General features: G+C 34.0%; 23 protein-coding genes. 5 read left to right on the plus strand and 18 right to left on the minus strand.

What is annotated here, in order from left to right:
- Positions 1 to 138: 138 nt before the first annotated feature.
- From DK441_RS02250 to DK441_RS02260, 3 genes are read right to left on the minus strand one after another with little or no spacing between them, the layout of a single operon-like run.
- Positions 139 to 432, minus strand: a complete 294-nt coding sequence (locus tag DK441_RS02250; RefSeq protein ID WP_160111919.1) for a chaperone modulator CbpM — start codon at positions 430 to 432, stop codon at positions 139 to 141.
- Between the two features lie 10 nt (positions 433 to 442).
- Positions 443 to 1,327 carry a DnaJ C-terminal domain-containing protein gene (locus DK441_RS02255; protein ID WP_109097286.1) on the minus strand — a complete coding sequence of 295 codons (885 nt, stop codon included), beginning with the start codon at positions 1,325 to 1,327 and terminating at the stop codon, positions 443 to 445.
- An 18-nt stretch (positions 1,328 to 1,345) separates the two neighbouring features.
- Positions 1,346 to 1,753: a hypothetical protein gene (locus DK441_RS02260; RefSeq protein WP_109097287.1), complete on the minus strand. Its 408-nt coding sequence runs from the start codon at positions 1,751 to 1,753 to the stop codon at positions 1,346 to 1,348.
- Positions 1,754 to 1,860: 107 nt separating this feature from the next.
- Between DK441_RS02260 and DK441_RS02265 the strand changes: the two genes are divergently transcribed.
- The 4 genes from DK441_RS02265 to hemN all read left to right on the plus strand — a co-directional run bounded on the left by DK441_RS02265 (position 1,861) and on the right by hemN (position 6,540).
- Complete coding sequence (locus DK441_RS02265) at positions 1,861 to 3,096, plus strand: PAS domain-containing sensor histidine kinase (protein WP_109097288.1); 1,236 nt, start codon at positions 1,861 to 1,863, stop codon at positions 3,094 to 3,096.
- Entirely contained in the window at positions 3,093 to 4,157 is a 1,065-nt protein-coding gene (locus tag DK441_RS02270) for a response regulator (protein WP_074407074.1), read from the plus strand. Before DK441_RS02265 ends, DK441_RS02270 begins: the two co-directional genes overlap by 4 nt.
- Positions 4,158 to 4,241: 84 nt before the next feature.
- Positions 4,242 to 5,078, plus strand: coding sequence for a universal stress protein (locus tag DK441_RS02275; RefSeq protein WP_109097289.1), 837 nt, complete (start codon positions 4,242 to 4,244; stop codon positions 5,076 to 5,078).
- Positions 5,079 to 5,175: 97 nt separating this feature from the next.
- On the plus strand, positions 5,176 to 6,540 hold the full coding sequence (gene hemN / locus DK441_RS02280; RefSeq protein ID WP_109097290.1) for an oxygen-independent coproporphyrinogen III oxidase: 1,365 nt from the start codon (positions 5,176 to 5,178) through the stop codon (positions 6,538 to 6,540).
- A 21-nt stretch (positions 6,541 to 6,561) separates the two neighbouring features.
- Here hemN and DK441_RS02285 read toward each other — a convergent pair whose 3' ends face one another.
- The 11 genes from DK441_RS02285 to ccoS form a co-directional block, all read right to left on the minus strand.
- Positions 6,562 to 7,446, minus strand: coding sequence for a sterol desaturase family protein (locus DK441_RS02285; RefSeq protein ID WP_109097291.1), 885 nt, complete (start codon positions 7,444 to 7,446; stop codon positions 6,562 to 6,564).
- A 6-nt stretch (positions 7,447 to 7,452) separates the two neighbouring features.
- Positions 7,453 to 8,424, minus strand: a complete 972-nt coding sequence (locus tag DK441_RS02290; protein WP_109097292.1) for a sulfurtransferase — start codon at positions 8,422 to 8,424, stop codon at positions 7,453 to 7,455.
- Positions 8,408 to 8,884 (minus strand): monoheme cytochrome C, encoded by a 477-nt coding sequence (locus tag DK441_RS02295; protein ID WP_109097293.1) that lies wholly within the window; start codon positions 8,882 to 8,884, stop codon positions 8,408 to 8,410. The genes DK441_RS02290 and DK441_RS02295 overlap by 17 nt, the downstream gene beginning before the upstream one ends.
- Complete coding sequence (locus tag DK441_RS02300) at positions 8,885 to 10,105, minus strand: sulfite oxidase (protein ID WP_109097294.1); 1,221 nt, start codon at positions 10,103 to 10,105, stop codon at positions 8,885 to 8,887. It lies immediately after the preceding gene.
- Between the two features lie 183 nt (positions 10,106 to 10,288).
- Positions 10,289 to 10,990 (minus strand): sulfite exporter TauE/SafE family protein, encoded by a 702-nt coding sequence (locus DK441_RS02305; RefSeq protein ID WP_109097295.1) that lies wholly within the window; start codon positions 10,988 to 10,990, stop codon positions 10,289 to 10,291.
- Between the two features lie 3 nt (positions 10,991 to 10,993).
- Positions 10,994 to 11,440, minus strand: coding sequence for a FixH family protein (locus DK441_RS02310; RefSeq protein ID WP_109097296.1), 447 nt, complete (start codon positions 11,438 to 11,440; stop codon positions 10,994 to 10,996).
- Positions 11,441 to 11,562: 122 nt separating this feature from the next.
- Positions 11,563 to 12,984, minus strand: coding sequence for a cytochrome c oxidase accessory protein CcoG (gene ccoG / locus DK441_RS02315; protein ID WP_109097297.1), 1,422 nt, complete (start codon positions 12,982 to 12,984; stop codon positions 11,563 to 11,565).
- Between the two features lie 75 nt (positions 12,985 to 13,059).
- Positions 13,060 to 13,950, minus strand: coding sequence for a cbb3-type cytochrome c oxidase N-terminal domain-containing protein (locus DK441_RS02320; RefSeq protein ID WP_109097298.1), 891 nt, complete (start codon positions 13,948 to 13,950; stop codon positions 13,060 to 13,062).
- A complete protein-coding gene (locus tag DK441_RS02325) occupies positions 13,947 to 14,132 on the minus strand; it encodes a CcoQ/FixQ family Cbb3-type cytochrome c oxidase assembly chaperone (RefSeq protein ID WP_024768152.1) in 186 nt (61 codons plus the stop codon). The genes DK441_RS02320 and DK441_RS02325 overlap by 4 nt, the downstream gene beginning before the upstream one ends.
- Before the next feature lie 5 nt (positions 14,133 to 14,137).
- Complete coding sequence (ccoN, locus tag DK441_RS02330) at positions 14,138 to 16,339, minus strand: cytochrome-c oxidase, cbb3-type subunit I (protein ID WP_109097299.1); 2,202 nt, start codon at positions 16,337 to 16,339, stop codon at positions 14,138 to 14,140.
- A gap of 1 nt (position 16,340) precedes the next feature.
- The gene (ccoS, locus tag DK441_RS02335) at positions 16,341 to 16,535 is read right to left on the minus strand and encodes a cbb3-type cytochrome oxidase assembly protein CcoS (RefSeq protein WP_024768150.1); all 195 of its coding nucleotides are present in this window, start codon (positions 16,533 to 16,535) and stop codon (positions 16,341 to 16,343) included.
- 807 nt (positions 16,536 to 17,342) lie between these two features.
- Here ccoS and DK441_RS27135 point away from each other — a divergent pair.
- The gene (locus DK441_RS27135; RefSeq protein WP_255409737.1) at positions 17,343 to 17,477 is read left to right on the plus strand and encodes a hypothetical protein; all 135 of its coding nucleotides are present in this window, start codon (positions 17,343 to 17,345) and stop codon (positions 17,475 to 17,477) included.
- Between the two features lie 54 nt (positions 17,478 to 17,531).
- Here the strand turns inward: DK441_RS27135 and dsrP are convergent, their stop codons facing one another.
- The 4 genes from dsrP to DK441_RS02355 all read right to left on the minus strand — a co-directional run bounded on the left by dsrP (position 17,532) and on the right by DK441_RS02355 (position 21,375).
- Entirely contained in the window at positions 17,532 to 18,752 is a 1,221-nt protein-coding gene (gene dsrP, locus DK441_RS02340; protein WP_109097356.1) for a sulfate reduction electron transfer complex DsrMKJOP subunit DsrP, read from the minus strand.
- A 139-nt stretch (positions 18,753 to 18,891) separates the two neighbouring features.
- Positions 18,892 to 20,013 (minus strand): 4Fe-4S dicluster domain-containing protein, encoded by a 1,122-nt coding sequence (locus tag DK441_RS02345; RefSeq protein WP_025664356.1) that lies wholly within the window; start codon positions 20,011 to 20,013, stop codon positions 18,892 to 18,894.
- 44 nt (positions 20,014 to 20,057) lie between these two features.
- The gene (locus tag DK441_RS02350) at positions 20,058 to 20,684 is read right to left on the minus strand and encodes a cytochrome c3 family protein (protein ID WP_109097300.1); all 627 of its coding nucleotides are present in this window, start codon (positions 20,682 to 20,684) and stop codon (positions 20,058 to 20,060) included.
- Positions 20,677 to 21,375, minus strand: a complete 699-nt coding sequence (locus DK441_RS02355; RefSeq protein ID WP_109097301.1) for a nitrate reductase cytochrome c-type subunit — start codon at positions 21,373 to 21,375, stop codon at positions 20,677 to 20,679. Before DK441_RS02355 ends, DK441_RS02350 begins: the two co-directional genes overlap by 8 nt.
- Position 21,376 lies beyond the last annotated feature (1 nt).

The following is a 21,376-nucleotide window of genomic DNA, read 5'->3' on the forward strand; positions in this document are numbered from 1 at the left end:
TGGTCGACGAATAAAAAGGCGAGTTTCGAATGAAACCCACCCTTTTGTTATGTAGTGTGTAATTAAAAAAACCTGTAATTAAACTACTTTTTAAAAAAGTTGATCTATACAGATTAAGTTTTTGAACCGCTATGAAAGCTAATTTTCGTATAGTCCTAATTTATTTTTAAGTATATTCATTTCGTTTTGAATTTGATGAACTCGTTCTAGCAAACGCATGATGACTTCAACACCTTCGAGGTTAATTTCTAATTCTTTATTGAATAGTATAATTTGTTCGAGTCTGGGTAATTCATCAGAGTTTAAAAATGCAGTTTGCCGAATCGTAATAATTTCAATTAATCCAAACTCATCTAATGAGTTTATGAAAGAGAATTCTATCTCGTGGCGTGTGCAGAATTCTAATACTGGTATAAGATGTCCTTTGGTCATTATAATACATTTAAAGCTTGGATAATGTTCTAAATAATTCTTTTTGTTGTTCTGACAGGTTTTTTGGGATCTTGATAGCATATGTAATAAAGAGATCTCCAAATTGTCCTTCTTTTTTATATATTGGAAATCCTTTTCCTTTTAGTTTTATTTTGCTGCCATTCTGAGTTTCAGGTTTTACATTTAGTTTTACTTTTCCGTCAAGAGTTTCAATCATAATTTCACCTCCTAAGACTGCTGTGTATAGATCAATATCAACATGTAAATAAAGGTCACTTTTGTTGCGTTTAAAAGGAGTTTTGTTTTCGATAACAAAAGTGATATACAGGTCACCATTAGGTCCACCTTGGATTCCTGGACCTCCATGGTTTTTGATTTTTATAGTTTGTCCGTTTTCAACCCCTGCAGGAATTGTGATTCGAATATTTTTTTTGTTAACAGTTAGCGTTCTTTTATGTGTTTTATAGACATCGGTTAAATTAAGATGTAGCTCTGCATTGTAGTCTTCACCTCTATATCGGGTTCTGCCATATGTTGCACTTCTTCTTGAGCCTCCAAACATAGATTCAAAAAAGTCAGAGAAATCACTTTCTGAATAATTTCTGTAATGTTGTTGCCCGGTACTTTTGTGTTGATGTTTTGATTGTTTAGCTTTTTCAAACTCTTCAGCATGTTTCCAATCTTTACCGTATTGATCGTATTTTTTTCGGTTTTCGGGATTACTTAATACTTCGTTGGCTTCATTAATCTCTTTAAACTTTCTTTCAGCCTCTTTATCATTAGGATTTAAATCAGGATGATATTTTCTGGCCAATTTTCTATATGCCTTTTTGATGTCACTATCTGAAGCATTTTTTGAAACCCCTAATATTTTATAGTAATCAATAAACTCCATATGCTAATCAAAAATTGGTTACTGTTTTTCAAAGATTAATTTTAATCGCCCCAGCATCATTAATTCGGATTTATTTTTACCAGAAAATGCGCCTGCAATAGCGTTAGCTGTAATCCAGATTAATTGTTTTAGTTTATCTGTAAAACGAGATTGGTGTTCTTTAAAAAAAGTTTCGAATTGAATAAAACACTCTTCTGCACTCAATTCTTCATAGTCAAGCCAGTCAAAAACGATTTCGATTTGAAAAGAAGCATCAACACCAAACTCATCTTCAATATCATCTACTTTTAACCATTCTGTTTTTACAATTTTTCGTAAAGAATCATATTCTGATTTACGAACTATTTTATCCGACGCAGCTATTGCATAAAATAGCTTACCAAGGTTTTGATAAAATATAATTCCTGTATTTTGAGCAGTATTCATATCATGAAAAATTATCGGTTAATGAATATAAATGTAATCAGACTGAGTCATATTTTTTATGACATAAATCAGTTCTGGTAACAAATCAAAATGATTACTTTTGAAGCATGAAAGTTTTCGAAAAAGACAATAACATTTTCAAATTACTTTCTGAGGCCATTTCAGAAGGTATCATTGTGGTGAATGAGAAACAAACAATAGTGGCAACTAACGGATCTGCTAATACTATTTTTGGTTATGAGACTGATGAGTTGATAGGAAAACACCTTAATACACTGATACCAAAAAAATACCATCACGGTCACAAAAAGCATTTTGAAGGCTTTGTAGATCATAGTGAAAAGCGACATATGGGTGCAGGGCGAGATCTTTTTGGGATACGAAAAGACGGTTCGGTATTTCCTGTAGAAGCAGGCTTAAACCCATTTGCAATTTATGGTAATAATTATGTAATGGCTCTTGTTATCGATATTACACTTCGAAAACAACAAGAACAGCAAATACAAGATTTAAATGCTAAGCTAGAGCAAAAAATAGAAGAACGTACAGTAGAACTGCATCATACCATACAAGAATTAAAAGAAGAAGTAAAACTTCGTATGGAAGCCGAAGCTCAAACTAAAGAATCTTTAAAAAAGGAAAGAGATTTAAGTGAGTTAAAAACAAAATTTCTTTCACTCGTTTCACATGAATTTAAAACACCGTTAAGTGGTATTCTTACTTCGGCCACGCTTACCGGAAAATACACTAAAACTGAGCAACAGGAAAAAAGAGAAAAGCATCTCGATACCATAAAAAATAAAGTGAAATACCTGGATAATATCCTTAATGATTTTTTATCTATTGAACGTCTCGAAACAGGAAAAGTAACTTATAAATATAGCCAGTTTCCACTTAGTAAAGTGGTTAATGAAGTGGTTTATGATGCTAATATGTTACTTAAAGACGGACAGAGAATAAATTACCCTAAGGATATTGATGATTACGTTATAGAGTTTGATGAAAAGATTTTAGAACTTGTCCTTACAAATCTAATTAATAATGCTATCAAATATTCTGGAGAACACACAGTAATTGATTTGCAGGTATGTTTCGAGGATGATATCCTTACATTTAAGATTATTGATCAAGGGATTGGTATTCCTAAAAAAGAACAGGACTTTATTTTTAAACGATATTTTAGGGCAGAAAATGCCTTATTAGATCAAGGAACAGGTATTGGATTAAATATTGTGAAAAGTCATTTGGAAAACCTGGGAGGTAGTATTACTTTTACAAGTAAGGAAAACCAAGGATCTATATTTATTGTTACCATACCTACAACCAATATCCACGAATCATGAAAACTATTCTTTTAATCGAAGATGATACGGCACTTAGAGAAAATACCGCAGAACTGTTGGAGCTTTCGGATTATAAAGTAATCACATCTCCTAATGGAAAAGTAGGTATTACCAAAGCAAAAGAAGAAAAGCCAGACATCATTGTTTGTGATATTATGATGCCAGAGGTTGATGGATATGGAGTACTTGAAGCACTATCCTATGATATAGCAACCAATCATATTCCTTTTATATTTTTGTCTGCAAAAACAGAACATAAAGAGATTCGAAAAGGAATGGACCTGGGAGCAGATGATTATCTAACCAAACCTTTTGAAGAGGAAGAACTATTGAGTGCAATCGAAAGTCGTCTTGCAAAAGCAGCATTACTCTCTAAAATTGTTAAAGACCAAGAATTTTCTACATCAGCAACAAATACTTCTGAAGATAGCGGACTTAGAAATTTACATGAGCTTAAGAATTTTTTTGATGATCATGGTGAGATTTCTGAATTTAAAAAAGGAGAAGTAATCTATGAAGAAGGAGAACATTCTAATAACATATATTTGATTTTAAAAGGAGTTGTTAAAAGTCATAAGATGGATGAGAATGGTAAAGAATTAATCACTACTTTATACAAAACCGATGATTTCCTGGGGTTCACTTCGTTTATAGATAATACTCCATATCTAGAATCGGCAACAGCAGTCGAAGATTCAGAATTAGCAGGAATATCAAAAAATAATCTAAAAGAGATATTAGAAAAGAGTAAAAATATTTCTCTTGAATTAATGGAGTTACTTACCGATAATCTTTCTGATATCAAAGAGCAATTATTACAAATGGCGTATAGCTCGGTACGTAAAAAAACGGCTCAAACCATACTTCAATTTGCCGATGTATTGAATAAAAAACCTAAAGATAGTATAAAAATATCCAGAAATGATTTGGCTAGTGTTGCCGGGATTGCGACAGAAAGTTTGATACGCACACTATCTAGTTTTAAAAAAGATGGATTGATTGAAATTGAAGGGCGTAACATAAAAATTTTGGATTTACCTGGTCTTCAGTTAGTAGAATAAAAATACAAAAGCACCCAAACTGATTTTTGTCATATTTTTCATGAGTACATCCTAATACATTTGTTGTATTAGAAAGTATTAAAAATGAAGAACATCCTGATCCCTACAGATTTTTCTGAAAATTCGTGGAATGCGATTACATACGCATTATCATTTTTTAAAAGGGTGAAATGTAATTTTTATTTGTTACATGTCTCTCCCTTTGAAGAAATGATAGGAGGAGATTCTTTTTATGGTTCAAAAAAAACAGTCTTAGAAAAAAGCACCCAAAGCGATACAGAGCAAATGCAATTATTGCTTAAAAGAATAGAGAAACTACCTTTAAATACAAAACATAGCTTTTTCACAATTAATGAATATATCTTTTTTGTAGATGCAATTAGAAAACAGGTCAAAGAAAAGAATATTGATTTTATTGTCATGGGAACCAAAGGTGCTTCGGGGATTAAGGAAAAAACCATAGGTAGTAATACAGGAGATGTAATCACAAAAGTAAAATGCCCGGTTTTGGTAATACCCGAAAAAGCCAAGTATACCAAGCCTAAAGAAATTGCATTTCCCACAGATTATAATATGCTATACAAAAGTAGGGTGTTAAATACGATTATGGATACTCTTACGTTAAATGAAGCCGCTTTACGGGTTTTGCATGTTGCCAAAAAAGAACAAGAATTAACCGATCGGCAAAAAAAGAATAAAGATTTTTTAGATGATTCTATTGATACTATAGAACATAGTTTTCATTTCCTGTCTAATCCCAATATCGAAGAAGCTATACAATGTTTTGTTGAAAGCAGAGATATCGATATGATTACTATGATTGCCAAAAACCTCAATTTCTTCCAGCGTATTTTATTTCACCCTACAGTCGAAAAAATAAGTTATCACATTACTATTCCTTTTTTGGTATTGCATGAGTGACTTATAAGTGAAGAAAGAAGAAATAGTCGGTTTATATAACCAATTAAGTTGAAGCTAACCATCTTGACAACTAAGAATAGTTCTAAAAACAAAAAAAATGTGCGCAAATTTAATTCATAAATATAATATTCCGGGACCTCGATATACAAGTTATCCTACTGTTCCTTATTGGGATATAGATACTTTTTCATTAAAAAAATGGACAACATCTATACAACGATCATTTGTAGAAAGTAATGAAGAAGAAGGGATAAGTTTATATATTCACCTGCCATTTTGTGAAAGTATGTGTACATTTTGCGGATGTAATAAACGTATTACAAAACGGCATGATGTAGAAGAGCCTTATATAAATACAATCTTAAAAGAATGGCAACTGTACCTTAAGATTTTTGAGACTAAACCTAAAATAAAAGAATTACACCTGGGAGGAGGCACACCTACATTTTTTTCGCCAGATAATTTGCAATATTTAATTAATGGTATTTTCTCGGGAGTAGAACAAGCAAAAGATTGCGAATTAAGTTTTGAAGGGCATCCCAATAATACAACTCGAGAACATTTGCAGGCATTGTATGATGTTGGTTTTAGAAGAGTAAGTTTTGGAGTTCAGGATTATAATGAAACGGTACAGAGAGCAATTCATAGAATTCAACCTTTTGAGAATGTAAAATATGTGACAGAAACCGCCAGGGAAATTGGTTTTACTTCGGTAGGACATGATATCATTTTTGGGCTGCCTTTTCAGACTCAGGAAGCAGTTGTTCATACTATCCTAAAAACAAAAGAGCTACTGCCCGATCGGTTGGCATTCTACAGTTATGCACATGTGCCATGGCAGAAAGGTAATGGGCAACGTGGTTTTAACGAATCAGACCTCCCAACAGGAGAGCAAAAACGAAAACAATATGAGGTAGGGAAAAAGTTGCTATCAGAAGTAGGTTATGTAGAAATTGGGATGGATCATTTTGCCTTAAAAAATGATTCGCTATACCAATCTATGAAAAATCAAACTCTACATCGTAATTTTATGGGATATACTGCTTCCAAAACACATGCAATGATTGGTTTGGGAGTATCTGCAATTAGCGATAGTTGGTATGGTTTTGCTCAAAATGTAAAAGGAGTAGAAGAATATCAACATTTGGTAAGAGAAGGTATTATTCCTGTTTATCGAGGACATATTTTAACCATAGAAGATCAGATTATACGAAAGCATATTCTTAATTTGATGTGCCATTTTTATACCAAATGGGAGGATGATCATATGTATTTTAAAGAATTACCAGAGGTCTTACAGAACTTAAAAGAATTAGAAGCAGATCAATTATTAACAATTAATGATTCTCATATAAGTGTTACAGAAAAAGGCAGACCTTTTGTTCGTAATATTTGCATGGCTTTTGATCTTAGATTACAACGTAAAATACCAGAGACTATGTTGTTTTCGATGACCGTTTAATTATCTTAAAAACGTGACATACTATTCTTTTTTCTGTTTTGATGTTCTAAAACCATAGATGATTTGACCAATGAAATTTTTTGGGATTTTTTCATCCCCGGGAAATCCTAATACTATTGTCCCGCTATCTTCGGGGATATAATTGGTCTTAAAGATATAATCCCAAAGGCTTAAACTAATCCCAAAATTAACGCCATAAGAGCCTTTAGGTAATTCATAAGAGTGATGATATAAATGCATGACCGGGTTATTGAGGATGTATTTAAGCGGTCCCCAGGTAATCTTTATATTCGAATGATTAAAATGGCCGATTGTAATGGCCAGAAAATGTACAATGTAAGCCTGCTCTGGTTCAAAGCCACCTAAAACCATTACACCAATAGTTTTAAGCGGTTTATAAAAGATGTTTTCCATCCAGTGATATCTTAGATGGGCTGCAAATCCCATTTCTTTAACAGAGTGATGTATTTTATGAAATTTCCATAAAAAAGGATACTTATGAAGTAGAATATGAGTAAACCATTGTACAAAGTCGAGTACAATAAAAAACAATAGAAGTTGTGCCCACGTAGAAAGATTAGAAACATCAATTATGGTTAATGTTTTTGCAGAAATCCCTATGTCTATAAAAACTACTTCGAGTAGCTTATAAAAACCACTTATGGCAATGGCAAAAAGGAAAAAATTAAAAAACATATAGAAACCATCCAGCCAAAAGTCTTTTCTAAAAATGGATTGATTTTTTCTCCACGGAAAAACAACTTCTAACCCCCACACTAATAGTGATATAATAATAAGACCCCAGAAATAATTCATGTACCAGGGAACCTCAAATAATATTGATCTCCAGGTCCATTGTACATTACCTATAAAAGAGTCGGTAAATGCGTTTATATATTTTTCCATAACTAATTAATTCTTTATTGTTGTCGTACTATCTTGCTTAAATGGAAGAACATCAAAATAACTCCATTCTATCCAGGAACCATCATAATTTTTTACATTTTTGTAACCTAATAGCTCTGTTAGTATAAAGGCAGTATGTGCTGAGCGCACTCCACTATGACAATATGTGATGATAGTATCTGTTTTTGAAGCTCTCATTCTACTGTAAATCATATTTAAATCATCATAAGATTTAAATTTGTGTGTTCCTTGATGATCTATGGTTTCTGCCCAATCGATTAGTATACTTTTAGGAATTCTTCCTGCTTTAAAAGCTCCTTGTTTTTGTCTTTTACCGTTAAATTCATCAATATTTCTTGTATCTAGAATGACGACTTGTTTACTAGAGTTTATGGCTTTAATGATTTCTTCTTTTCTAATATATAGTTCAAAAGTATTATTATTAGGAAGTGTAAAAATTGAAGGAGTAATCGATACAGTATGATTATTAATCGAGCCCCCTGCTTTTTCCCAGGAGATTAATCCTCCGTTTAATATTTTTACAGAGTCAAAATTATAATTTTTAAGTACCCACCAAAAGCGAGCAGCATCACAAGATCCTCTATCATCATATACTATTAAGGTATCGTTATTTTTAACACCTAATTTACTAAATAATTGCTCAATTCTTTCTTTTTTAGCCATCATCCCATTATAAGGATATGAAGAATCTTCTATATCTGTACGCCAGATATTTATCGCCCCATTAATATGATTTTTGACATAGTCTTTTGCTTTTCTAAAATCTATTATTTTTATATGTTGTTGTTTAGAAAGAGATACTAATTCTTCGGCTTCTATTAGATGTTTAGAACTATAATATGTATTTGTATCTATTATGGTTTCTGTAGAAATCACATCCTTTACTTTATCCTTAGATTTTGTACAGGAAAAAAATAGTGCTCCTAAAATTATCATGCTGCTAATCCTGTAAATCATACCACTCAATATTTGTTAATAGTTCACGTCTTCCTTTTTTCTTGGGAGGATAATTAGTAACAAGGTAGTTTACAATGATTTCTTCATTGGTTCCTAAATCCCATAAGTTTTGAGTTTTCTGCATCCACCGTATCGTTGCTACCCATCGTTCTGTAGTCATCCTGTTTTGTATAATAAGCTTAGACGAATGACAATTAGTACAATTATTTATTACTTCCATTAACCCTTTGGCTTCAACCAGGCCGGTTCTTAGGTGAATTCCATTTTCAATTTTATCTTCATTGCCTTCAGCAGTTGTAAGGTATGTCGAATTAGATTCGTTTTTTTTTAAAACAGATAACGTTGGATCAATAAGAAGATAAATCCCTCCAATAGTGATTATACCAGCCATAATGAACAGTATCATCATAAGACGATAAATGGCTTTTACATAGTGTTTAAACTGTTTTTGTTGCTCCATTTATATGATTTTTACTGCAATACGATGACAAGCATTATTTAAGTATCCCTTAGGATTCCAACCGGGGAGAATCATGGGTTGGCTAACGCCTTGTGTGTCTGTGGCACGTGCCCAGACTTCATAGTATCCTTTTTTCGGGAAATCAATAGTCGCATAAAAATGTTGCCAGGCAAGTCGATTTACAGGTTTTTCTATTGAACATTTTTCCCATGTTGATCCAAAATCAATCGAATATTCCATTTTACCGACTTCCAATTCGCCAGCCCAGGCATGCCCTCTGATATTTAATTTTTCCCCTTTATTAATCATTGCTCCTGATTTGGGATATGTAATCAAAGATTTTACAGGCATCGATTCTATGATACACATATCTTCATCACTTACTTTTTTGCCAGGTTCTGCTGGTTCACAAGGTACTCGGTATGCGGTCCCTTTCATTTTGGTGCCATCATGCACTTTGTTACGTAAACTTATTCTGTTGATCCATTTACCAGAAACAGAAGCAGGCCATCCTCCAGCAATTAAACGTAAAGGATACCCATGAGCCAATGGGATATCTTCTCCGTTCATTTTGAAGGCTAATAATGTTTCATCTTGAAGAGCTTTTGCTACTGGAGCTCCTCGGGATATAGGTTCTTTATTGGGATCCATACTTAAGTGAGTGTCGATAGCATGATAGCCAATATACACTGCATTGTCCTTTATACCTGCATCTTCAAGAAGATCTCGTAACCTAATGCCTGTCCATTTTGCACAAGATACGGCTCCAACAGTCCATTGATTGCCTTTTGCGGGAGGGTCAAATTCACTACGACCGTTACCGCCGCATTCTAAAGTTAGTTGGTAAGTATATTGGTTAAATTTTGATTTTAATTCGGCAAGCGTATATGTTTTCTTTTGGACTACAGATTCTCCATCAATAGTTAATGTCCAATTTTTGGCATTTATAGTATTAGGAATTAGACCATTGTTTCTAATAAACATATATTTATTAGGAGTTATTTTATCATCCAATAAATGAGCTTTAGCCTCAATGTTCCATGGTTTATCATTTAAGATTACCATTTCTTTATCTTTTTTGAACATTTTATAAGGATCTGAACCCTGCAATGCTAGTGGTTCATACCCTTCGGGCATTATGGCTCCAAAAACAATATCATACCCTATGACTGTTACCATAGAACTTAATACCGCTTTTTTAACAAAGTTTCGTCTTTTCATTTGGCAAACACTTATTGTTTTACCTCATAAATTTAACGTTTTTCATTCTTTGTTTCGGTAACAAAGGTTACAATATGTGTTTTGGCAAGTAGAGAAGGGTATTCTGTTATGGTCATTGTACTATAGAAATACAGATCTTAAATGTGCTATTATAATTAAAATATAATCTACTAAAATCTGTAGTTAGTGGCACTCAAAATTTGCAGAAACTATTTCGGTTACAGGTTTGGGAGAAAGATATGGTATGCCTAATCCAAGACCTCGTATGATAAATAATAGCCCAATTATGACTACAAACACTGGAATAACTTTTTGAACGTGTTGTCGTGCTTTTCGGGTTAAAAAATTCCCGGCATATACAGCCATTGTCATTAAGGGTATGGTTCCTAACCCAAAAAAAGTCATATATAAACTACCTTTAAGGATATGGCCAGAGGCAATAGCTCCAAAAACAGCCATATACACCAAACCACAGGGTAAAAAACCATTTAAGAAACCAATAGAAAGAAAAGTATCTGGTGTTTTCTTTTTTAAGGCTGCGCCCAAAGCATTTTTGACTTTGGAGATAATTTTATAGATCGGTTTTGAGAAATTGTATTTAGAAAAAGTTTGATAGGGGATCATTACAATTATGATCATCAAAACCCCAACCGCAATAGATAACTTTTGCTGTAACCCGAAAAGATTTAAACTCTTTCCTATGATTCCGAAGAATAATCCAATGATGCTATACGATAATAATCGCCCAAAATGATATAGAAATACCTGGAAGAATTTTTGAGTAGTATTAGACTTATTTACCGGCAACATAAAGGCAATAGGGCCGCACATTCCCACACAGTGAAAACTGCCCAATAAACCAAGTATGAATGCAGAAATAAGCATTTTTTAATATGTAAGTGATTTTTTAAACAAATATGGAATGTTTTCGTATTTCCAATCGATAGTGATGTTCCAACGTCCTTCTAATAGATTCTTATCTTCAATAATTACTTCTGAAGCAGAGAGCGAAATAGGAATTTCAAAATCCAACTTTTTATTCGATGGTCTGTATAAGGATATGGTTCCAGAAATATCATTATAGTTTTTATCTTCTGGAAAAGAGATGGTTAGACCTTCCGCTGTTTTTTCAACTATAACATCTTCTAGTAATGTTTTTGAGTTTTTTTCAGCATTGATTTCATTCTGAAAAGCGAGTTCTTGCTTATAATAATCTTCTGTTACCAAATCGTGCTCATAATTTGTATTGGTATTCATTTTTACAACAAAGTATAGGATAAAAGAGATAAACCCTATAAATACTAATACGATGGCGGTTCCCCAGTTTATTTTCATAATATTTTTCTTTAGTTCGGTTATGGGTTGGGCCTATGCCAGAATGATGAAAAGGAACAAAATATCAAAATATATTTGTCATTCAGGCAAAGGCTACAATCCACTATAATTTATACTTTTTATTATCTATAACTTCTAGGTCCTAAAAATGCGGTGGTTGTCGTTTCGATTAATTTGTCGTTGCTATATACTCCGATTTTTAATCGGTTACTATCACCTTTTAGCGCTGCACCGTTAATTTCAATAAATAAAGTACCCTCAGCAATTCCTTGTTTAGGGACATTAAAATTTTTGTGAGTGACCAGCTCTATTTTTCCTTTATGGGATATCAATTCAAAACGAACATCTTCAATTTCTGCCGTAGTTTTATTAACCAACTTATAGGTGTATACGTTACTAATGATATTATTCTCTTTTCTCTCATATAATTGTCCTGGTAGTCGTAAGATATTTGCTTCTACGTCGTTTCTTAAAAATGACATTCCTAGTAAAACACCGGTTAGAATTATTAGAACAGCACTATATCCTTTTAATCTTGGAGTGAATTTAAATTTTGCTTTTTTGGCAATGTTATCTTCACTGGCATATCGTATTAATCCTTTCGGAAGATTTACACTTTCCATCATATGGTCACAGGCATCAATACAAGCAGTACAGTTTACACATTCTAGTTGTGTACCATTACGAATATCGATTCCTGTTGGGCAAACATGCACACACTGAAAACAATCAATACAATCTCCTTTTCCGGTAGAAGGGCGATCTTCGTTTTTCTTAAACTTAGCTCTTCCTTCTTCTTTCTCTCCACGCTTATAATCATAAGCAACTACAATTGATTTAGAGTCGAGTAGTACTCCTTGCAATCGCCCGTAAGGACAAGCAATAATACAAACCTGTTCTCTAAACCATGCGAATACAAAATAAAAGACAGCCGTAAATATAAGTAAAGAGATTAAGGTGCTTACATGTTGAAAAGGTCCATCGATGATATACCGTAACAATACATCACTTTCGATCAAATAAGCTAAAAATATATTTGCAATTAAGAACGAAATGATAAAAAATATAACCCATTTAAGAGCACGTTTACGAATCTTTTCTGCATTCCAGGGTTGTTTATTCAGACGTATTTGTTTTCCGCGATCACCTTCGATCCAGTATTCTATTCTTCGAAAAACCATTTCCATGAAAATCGTTTGCGGGCATATCCATCCACAAAATATCCTACCAAAAGCAACGGTGAATAGAGTTATAAATATAACACCAATGAGCATTGATATCACAAACAAATGAAAATCTTGAGGCCAAAATGGTGCTCCAAAAATGTTAAAACGACGTTCTAGGACATTAAATAGTAAGAACTGGTTACCGTTAATTTTGATGAAAGGAGCAGAAATCAGAAATATCAATAATCCATAACTTACCCATTTACGATAATCATAATACTTACCATTAGGTTTTTTGGGATACACCCATGCACGTTTACCCTCTTCGTTTATGGTGCCGATAGAATCTCTAAATCTTTCGTTTTCGGGTGTTTCCAATGGTTTTGATTTTATTCGTTCAGTACTACAGTTGTTAAATCCGAAACAGATTCAGGAGTTTCTTCCTTCTATTTTTTATTTCTGTATATCGGGATCAGTCCAAATTTCTCCCTGTGCTTCTTTTGGTTCGGCAGGGGTTGTGCCTCCTAGTGTAATGATGTAACTCGCTACTTGTGCCATTTCAACAGGTTTTAGAGTTTGTTTCCAGGCAACCATTCCTTTTCCATCTCTTCCTCCTTCAGAAATTGTTCTGAATACATTTTTGATACCTCCTCCCAGAATCCAATACTCATCAGTAATATTAGGGCCAATACCTCCACCGCCATCTGCCTTATGACAAGCGACACAATTGGTTGTATACACTGCTTTTCCTGCACTAATATCAGAAGCATCTGTTAGTAATGTAACCGTATTTACGTCTACCAAATCTTTAGCCGTTTTTTTGTATTTTTCGATTGCAATTTTAGCTTCAGCTACTTCAGTTTCATATTCTTCTGCTTGAGTATAATCATTGTATACATGAAAGCGAACTAAATAGACTATACCAAATATAATTGTAGCATAAAACATATAGACCCACCATGGTGGTAAATTATTATCGAGCTCTTTAATCCCATCATAGTTGTGATCCAAAATGATTTCTTCTTCACTTTCTACAGGTTTACTGTCGAGGAGTTTTAAATAGATGCTTTTAATCCATTTAAATTGTTTTTCTTTTTTAGCTTTTTCTGCCAGAATGTAGCGTTCTTGCGCATCAGGTTTTAAAGAACGAAAGAGGATACTTCTTAATGCTTCTAAACTAATTTCTATTGCTATAATAAACAGTAAAACCATTCCTAATATTAACCAGGTGAGAGGTTGTGCTATAAATGCAGATTGTTCTCCTGATTCTACAGTTAATTCTATTAATAGGTATGCTAGGAATAGAAAAGCAATAATTCTTATATAGGATGCAGTACTTCTCATAACACGTTTTCGTTTTCAGTTTCTAATGGAATTTGGCTTACTTCTTTTATATGCTCTTTTTTTGCGGTGAAAACCCACCAGAATAATGCGGCAAAGAAGATGAAAAAGATAAGAAGCGAAATCATCGGATAGATTTCAATACCTTCAATACTTTCCATATGGCCTTTTATAAATTTTAGCATGGCGTTTATTCTTTAGTTTGAACTACGGTTTCTTTGTTTTTAACTTTTATATCGGTTCCTAACCTTTGGATATAAGCAATCAAGGCTACAACTTCTCTATCTCGCATCTCGATAAAATCCAATCCGTTTTCCTGTGCATATTTTTTATCAGCCTCATAGGTTTTTACAAAATCAGGATCGGTATACAAATTTTTCTCTATTGTAGTTGCTTGTTCGTCCATCCATTGTTGTGCTCTGGTAATTTCTTCGGGAGTATAAGGAACACCTAAAGTCACCATAGCATTCATTTTATCTTCGGTTTGAGAACGATCAAGTTTGTTTTTGATCAGCCATTTATAGCTTGGCATAATAGATCCCGATGAGGTTGTTTGCGGATCATAAAAATGATTTAAGTGCCAGTTATCAGAATATTTCCCTCCAATCCTCATTAAATCAGGTCCGGTTCGTTTACTTCCCCATAAGAAAGGATGATCATAGACATATTCACCAGCTTTAGAGTATTCGCCATATCGTTCTACTTCACTACGGAAAGGTCTGATCATCTGTGAATGACAGGATACACAACTTTCTCTAATGTAAATATCTCTTCCTTCTAACTCAAGAGGAGTGTATGGTTTCACACTAGTAATGGTAGGGATATTAGATTTTACCATTAAAGTAGGAACTATTTGTACGATACCCCCAATTAAGATAGCTATAGTAGCAAAAATGGTTAGTTTAACAGGTCTTCTCTCTAACCAGGTATGATATCCTTCTTTAACGGTTCTGTGTTTGGTCACTTTGGTAAGTGGAGCAGCTTCTGCAAGCTCGTCTGTCACGGTACTACCATTCTTTATGGTTTTAATAACGTTGTATAACATGATAAACATTCCGAAGATGAATAAACTTCCACCGATAGCACGCATCCAGTACATTGGGATAATTTCATTTACAGTTTCTAAGAAATTACCGTAAGTAAGTGTTCCGTCTGGATTAAATTGTTTCCACATAGAAGCTTGTACAAATCCGGCAACATACATAGGTAATGCATACATAATGATCCCCAGAGTACCAATCCAGAAGTGAGCATTAGCCAATCCTGTTGACCACAATTTGGTTTTGAATAATCTTGGGATTAACCAATACGCCATCCCAAAGGTTAAGAATCCATTCCAGGCTAATGCACCAACATGAACGTGTGCAATAATCCAATCACTAAAATGCGCAATAGCGTTTACATTCTTTAAGGATAACATAGGTCCTTCAAAAGTGGCCATACCATAACCGGTAATGGCAACTACCATAAATTTTAATACAGGATCGGTACGTACCTTATCCCAGGCACCTCTTAATGTTAGTAACCCATTAATCATACCTCCCCAGGATGGAGCAATTAGCATAACAGAGAATGCTACACCAAGATTCTGTGCCCAATCTGGTAAAGATGAATATAAAAGGTGATGAGGTCCTGCCCATATATAGATAAATATTAAAGACCAAAAGTGAACAATAGATAATCGATATGAATAGACCGGCCTATTTGCAGCTTTTGGAATAAAATAATACATCAAGCCTAAGAAAGGAGTAGTAAGAAAAAATGCAACTGCATTATGACCATACCACCATTGTACTAAAGCATCCTGAACACCTGCATATACCGAATAACTTTTTAAGGCACTTACGGGTAATGCAAGGCTATTAAAAATATGGAGAACAGCTACTGTAACAAAAGTCGCCAGATAAAACCATATAGCAACATACATATGGCGTTGTCTTCTTTTTAAAATGGTTCCAATAAGATTCCACCCAAAGGCTACCCAGACAATAGCAATTGCAATATCAAAAGGCCATTCTAACTCGGCATATTCTTTTGAAGAGGTATATCCTAACGGAAGTGTAATAGCGGCACCAACAATGATCAATTGCCATGCCCAAAAGTTAACGTTACTAAGTGTATCATTAAACATACGGGTTTTTAGCAAACGTTGAGTAGAGTAGTATACTCCTGCAAAAATAGCGTTACCAACAAATGCAAAAATAACTGCATTGGTATGTAATGGTCTTAATCTCCCAAAGCTTAACCATGAGATTCCATCTGTTAGATTAGGGAATAAAAATAGAAACGCCAGTAGCAAGCCTACAGACATCCCAACAACACCCCAGAGCAGAGTGGCATATAAGAATTTTTTTACGATTTTATTATCGTAATAGAATTGTTCCATTTCCATATTAAGATTGTTTAGTTTTAGTGGATTCCGAAGATTTTTCTTTGCTTTCTTTTATAAGTTCATCATCAAAAAGCATCCTAACAGAAGGAGTATAGACATCATCATATTGACCATTTCTGACCGATATAATGAAGCTAATAAAAAAGACGATGGCAACGATAATACTAATCGTTAAGAGTATATAGATTACACCCATACTTACTTTTGATTATGAGTCAAAAGTATGCGCGAACATTTTCTAAAAAAATGACATTTATCAGGTTTTATTAATTAAGGCTATTCTTAGTGAGAATATCCAATTTATTAATGCTTTTATAGCCCTACAATGTTAATAATTGTTAAAATAGTACCTTTTTATACATAGTACTGTAACAAAAATGATTTATCGACGTCTAGTAGGTATACATCAATTATAAAAACAGAAATTATGAGAACTTTAGACAACAATCAAATCACTAAAAAATTAACAGCAACCAAAGGTTATGTTTGGAATTCAAAAAGACGTTACAGATAATTTTAGGTACAATAATTTAAAAAATAACAATTTATACATCAATCAAAAAACAGAAATTATGAGAACTATAGACAGTAACAGAATCACAAGAAAATTAAATGCACCAATCGGATATACCTGGAATTCGAAAAGACGATACAGATAATTTTAAATACAACTATTAGAAAAATATAACAATTTATACATCAATCAAAAAACAGAAATTATGAGAACTATAGACAGTAACAGAACCACAAGAAAATTAAATGCACCAATTGGATATACCTGGAATTCGAAAAGACGATACAGATAATTTTAAATACAACTATTAGAAAAATATAACAATTTATACATCAATCAAAAAACAGAAATTATGAGAACTATAGATAGTAACAGAATCACAAGAAAATTAAACGCTCCTATCGGATATACCTGGAATTCAAAAAGGCGATATAGATAACATATATTTATCAATCTATCCCAATACCTTGGGATCAAAAACTAATCATCATGAGAACTTTACGAAATATTAGAAAACAACTAAAAACAGCAACACAAAAACAAAATATGTTTTTGGATTGTGTACCAAAGCTTTATAATTATGAAGATACTTTGTTCACCGGAGTTAAGCGCTACGCACATTAAACTACGAGTTATTAGATGCTAAAAGGCCGAATTTTATTAAAAATTCGGCCTTTTTTATTTTTTTCTAAACTGTAATTTCCCTGTTTCTATTTTGATGGCAGTTTTTGCCAGTATAGTAAAAACGAAGGCTCCTAAAGCCCAAATGCCAAGAGTTACTCCAATTTCTATTCCCGTGGGGGTGTATTCTGAAATTTTTCCATAAGGTCCTGGGATAAAACCAGGAACGATCAAACCGAACCCTTTTTCTATCCAGATGGCTATAAAGAGAATAAAACAACAGAAATATAACACCTTTAAATTGTTGCGCAGTTTACCAAAAGTTAGCAATACAGTTGCTAAAACATTTAGAGGAATCGCAGTCCATATCCAAGGTAATAATGCTGTTTTACCATGTAAACCAAAGAATAGATAATATGCACTTTCACTATGATGTGTTGGGGCATAAAATTCTTTAAACAACTCAGATACTAACATGATTAGGTTGATTTGGGCTGCGACAGTAACGATCATACCAATTTTTTTGATCGTTTTATCTTCTATTTTAAATTCGGTAAATGTTCTAATGATTGCCAAAACAAGAATAATCAAGGCGGGCCCGGCGGCAAATGCCGATGCCAAAAATCGAGGGCCTAATAATGCGTTGTTCCAAAAAGGGCGAGCTTGTAAGCCTTGATATAGAAATGCAGTTACCAAATGAATAGCTACTGCCCAAAATACAGACAAAATTGCTCCTGGAACATAGATTTTTGGATTAGGCACTTTTCCCTGATAACGTGTGAACAAAATGTAAAACGGGATAGAGATATTTAAAAATAAATATCCATTAAGTACAATAACATCCCAGGTTAGCATTGAAGCTGGAAAATTAAAGACTCCGATTCCCGGTATCATATGCCACAATACAGATGGTCCACCCATATCGGCTACAACAAAAGCCAAACACATAATCAATGCTGCTACGGCTAGTCCCTCACCAATAAGTACGGCTTGTTTAAAATCAATATCTTTTAATACATAAGTCGGCATAACGAGCATTACTGCAGCTGCAGCAACACCAACCAGAAATGTAAAATTAGAAATATACAGCCCCCAGCTTACCCTGTCGGTCATCCCTGTGACACTTAGGCCGTGTTCTATTTGTAAAGAATAACAGTACATACCAATGAGCATGACAAAAGTCAAAAATGCCATCCAGATGTGGTATTTTTTTGAGCCTTGAGTAGTAGTATCTAAGCTATCTTTAACTAAACTTCCAAAAACTTTAAGTCGTTTCATGTGTTGTTTTTTTGGCGTGCCCATGGGGTCGGGCTTTTCACTATATCTTTTCTAACTTACTTCTCGTCCTTCGACAAGCTCAGAATGACAACTCAAAGTACCAGAAAAGGATGCCGTTTCAATCCCTCACGCAATTTTATTAATCCATAAAATACCAGAACTTAGGTTCTGTCCCAAGATCTTCTTTTAGTCTAAATACTTTTTTATTATTAAGAACCCATCGTATTGTACTGTCCGGGTCTAATAAGTTTCCAAAAATTCGTGCTCCTGTTGGGCAAGCTTCTACACAAGCGGGATTTTTACCAGCTCGTGAACGCTGCACACAGAAAGTACATTTTTCCATTACCCCTTTTTTACGCATACGATTCCCCAGGTAATGTTGATTTTTGTTAATCTCATTTTCGGGAACTTCGGGAGTACTCCAGTTAAATCGTCGGCCATCATATGGGCAAGCTGCCATACAATACCTACAGCCCACGCACCAGTCATAATCTACGACTACTAATCCATCTTCTTCACGCCATGTAGCTTGCACAGGGCAAACTTCTACACATGGGGGGTTGTCACAATGAAAACATTGTGTTCCCATATAAAAATGACCTTCTGCCGGGACTTCATGGTAATAATTGTCATCGGCTTCATCAAACTTAAGACCTTTTCCATCTTTCATTTCATGAATTCGAATATACTCCATCTGCGAATTTCGATCCTGATTATTTTCTTCAACGCAAGCACTTACGCAATCCATGTACCCTTGGCATTTAGAGATATTAAAAGCATATCCAAATAGCACGTCTTTCTCGGCGTTTTTAGAAGACATACTTATATTTTTCCCTTTTCGTAATTGATAGGAACGTACTAATCGATCAACAGTGGCTTTTTTCTCCTCATCGGTCATTAATTTGTAATTGCCTTTAAACTGTTCTTCCCAATCGATTTGTGCTTTTTCTTTGGTTTCTTCTCCAGAAGTCAGATTACAAGATGTACTTACGGCTCCGGCTCCGATAACTAGACTAGCGGTTAATTTCCTAAAAGCAGTTCGGCGATCCATTTGTACATCAAAAACCTGGTCAAAACCATCTTTTTTGCGTTCGTCACCAATAGCAGCATCTACCGCAGCATCAAATTCTTTATCACTAATTTGATCTTTAGTATGAGAGCCGCATCCACCAGATGTTTTTCCACAACCGCAAGAACCTGTATTTTGTTTCTTTTTGCTATTTAGGTTTAGAGAAAACCATTTTTTAGTATTATCGCTCATTGTTAAATTGTTAAGAGGTATTACATGAAAGTGTGATAGCTAAACTATTCTCGTTCTTTTACTTTTTGAGTATTATACCCTGCAGGCCACCTGGTTTCGAAACCTGGCTTGTGTGGGTTATGACAATTTACACAGGTCATTGATGCTCTGGGAGGAGCCCATCCTCCTAGTTTTTTACCATGCGCACCACCTTTCCAATCTTTAAACTGTTTATTATGGCATTGGCTACATAATGTATAACTTCTATTAAAATCAATGTCGGTACCTGTTAAACTAGTTAAGTTGTCCATATCATTACCATTATGACAAGTAATACAGTTCATGGTATTTAGGTCTGCATGAGCCAGCTTAATATCCCAATGTGCTTTTTTTGAAGGATCTTTACTTTTTAATTCTTCTATTGGTTTGGTATGACATTCGGTACAGGCGTATGATTTGATTTCGCTTTTACGTTCAGGAATCAAAAATGTGTGTTCTCCTTCTGTGACTTTGATTGTTTTTATACCTTCTAAATACTGTTCTGAGGAAATAGAAGTACCGTGATAATTTTTACTCTTGGCTTCTATTTTATCCGTAATATTATGGTATTCACCTTCTCCGTGTTTACAAGAAAATAATATAACGGTAAGGAAAGTATACATCAGAATATGTATGTTATTATATCTATTCATTTTCAATACTATTAGCTCTTGTGAAAACTTCAATATCAGTAACTGTTTTATCTTTAGGAACATGACATTGCCTACAATTTGTACGCTCTGGGTGAGATACTCTGATCTCTTTTGGAGCTGCGGGTCCAGCATGACAAGACAAACAATTTTCTCTCATTTGTATTTGATGCGGGATCATTGGCGGACTCCCAGGTAAAGCATTATTTATCCCAACTTTTGGAGCATGAGCCTTTGCAAAACCATTTTCGGTAAAGAGAGTTTTGGTGTTTTGTACTACATGGCATTGCCTGCAATTAACCATTTCTGGATGGGGTGTAACTGGTGCATATGCATTAAATTTGGTAACGAAACCTCCATTTTCATGACATTGCAAACAGGTATTTGCTCCTAAGCTCATTTCTTCCTTAACAGGATGTGGGATGCTGGGTGGTGCCCCAGGATATGCCCTATTATCATAATAAGTGTCTAGTGACCTTTGATGTTCTTCATCGACAGGCATATTCGCATACTCTAATGCCAATCCAGAACGTTTGAACACACCACTCTCTAACGGAATAAATGTTTCGGTTGAGCTTTCCTCAATAGGGATATAACTTTCTTCCAAACCTTCTTGATAACTATAATTCCAAATAGTAATAAAGGCTATGAACAATACTAAAAAAAGTGATATGATTCCGAGTCTCTTTTTCATA

It is taken from the genome of Aquimarina sp. AU58 (assembly GCF_900312745.1).
Taxonomy (GTDB): domain Bacteria; phylum Bacteroidota; class Bacteroidia; order Flavobacteriales; family Flavobacteriaceae; genus Aquimarina; species Aquimarina spinulae.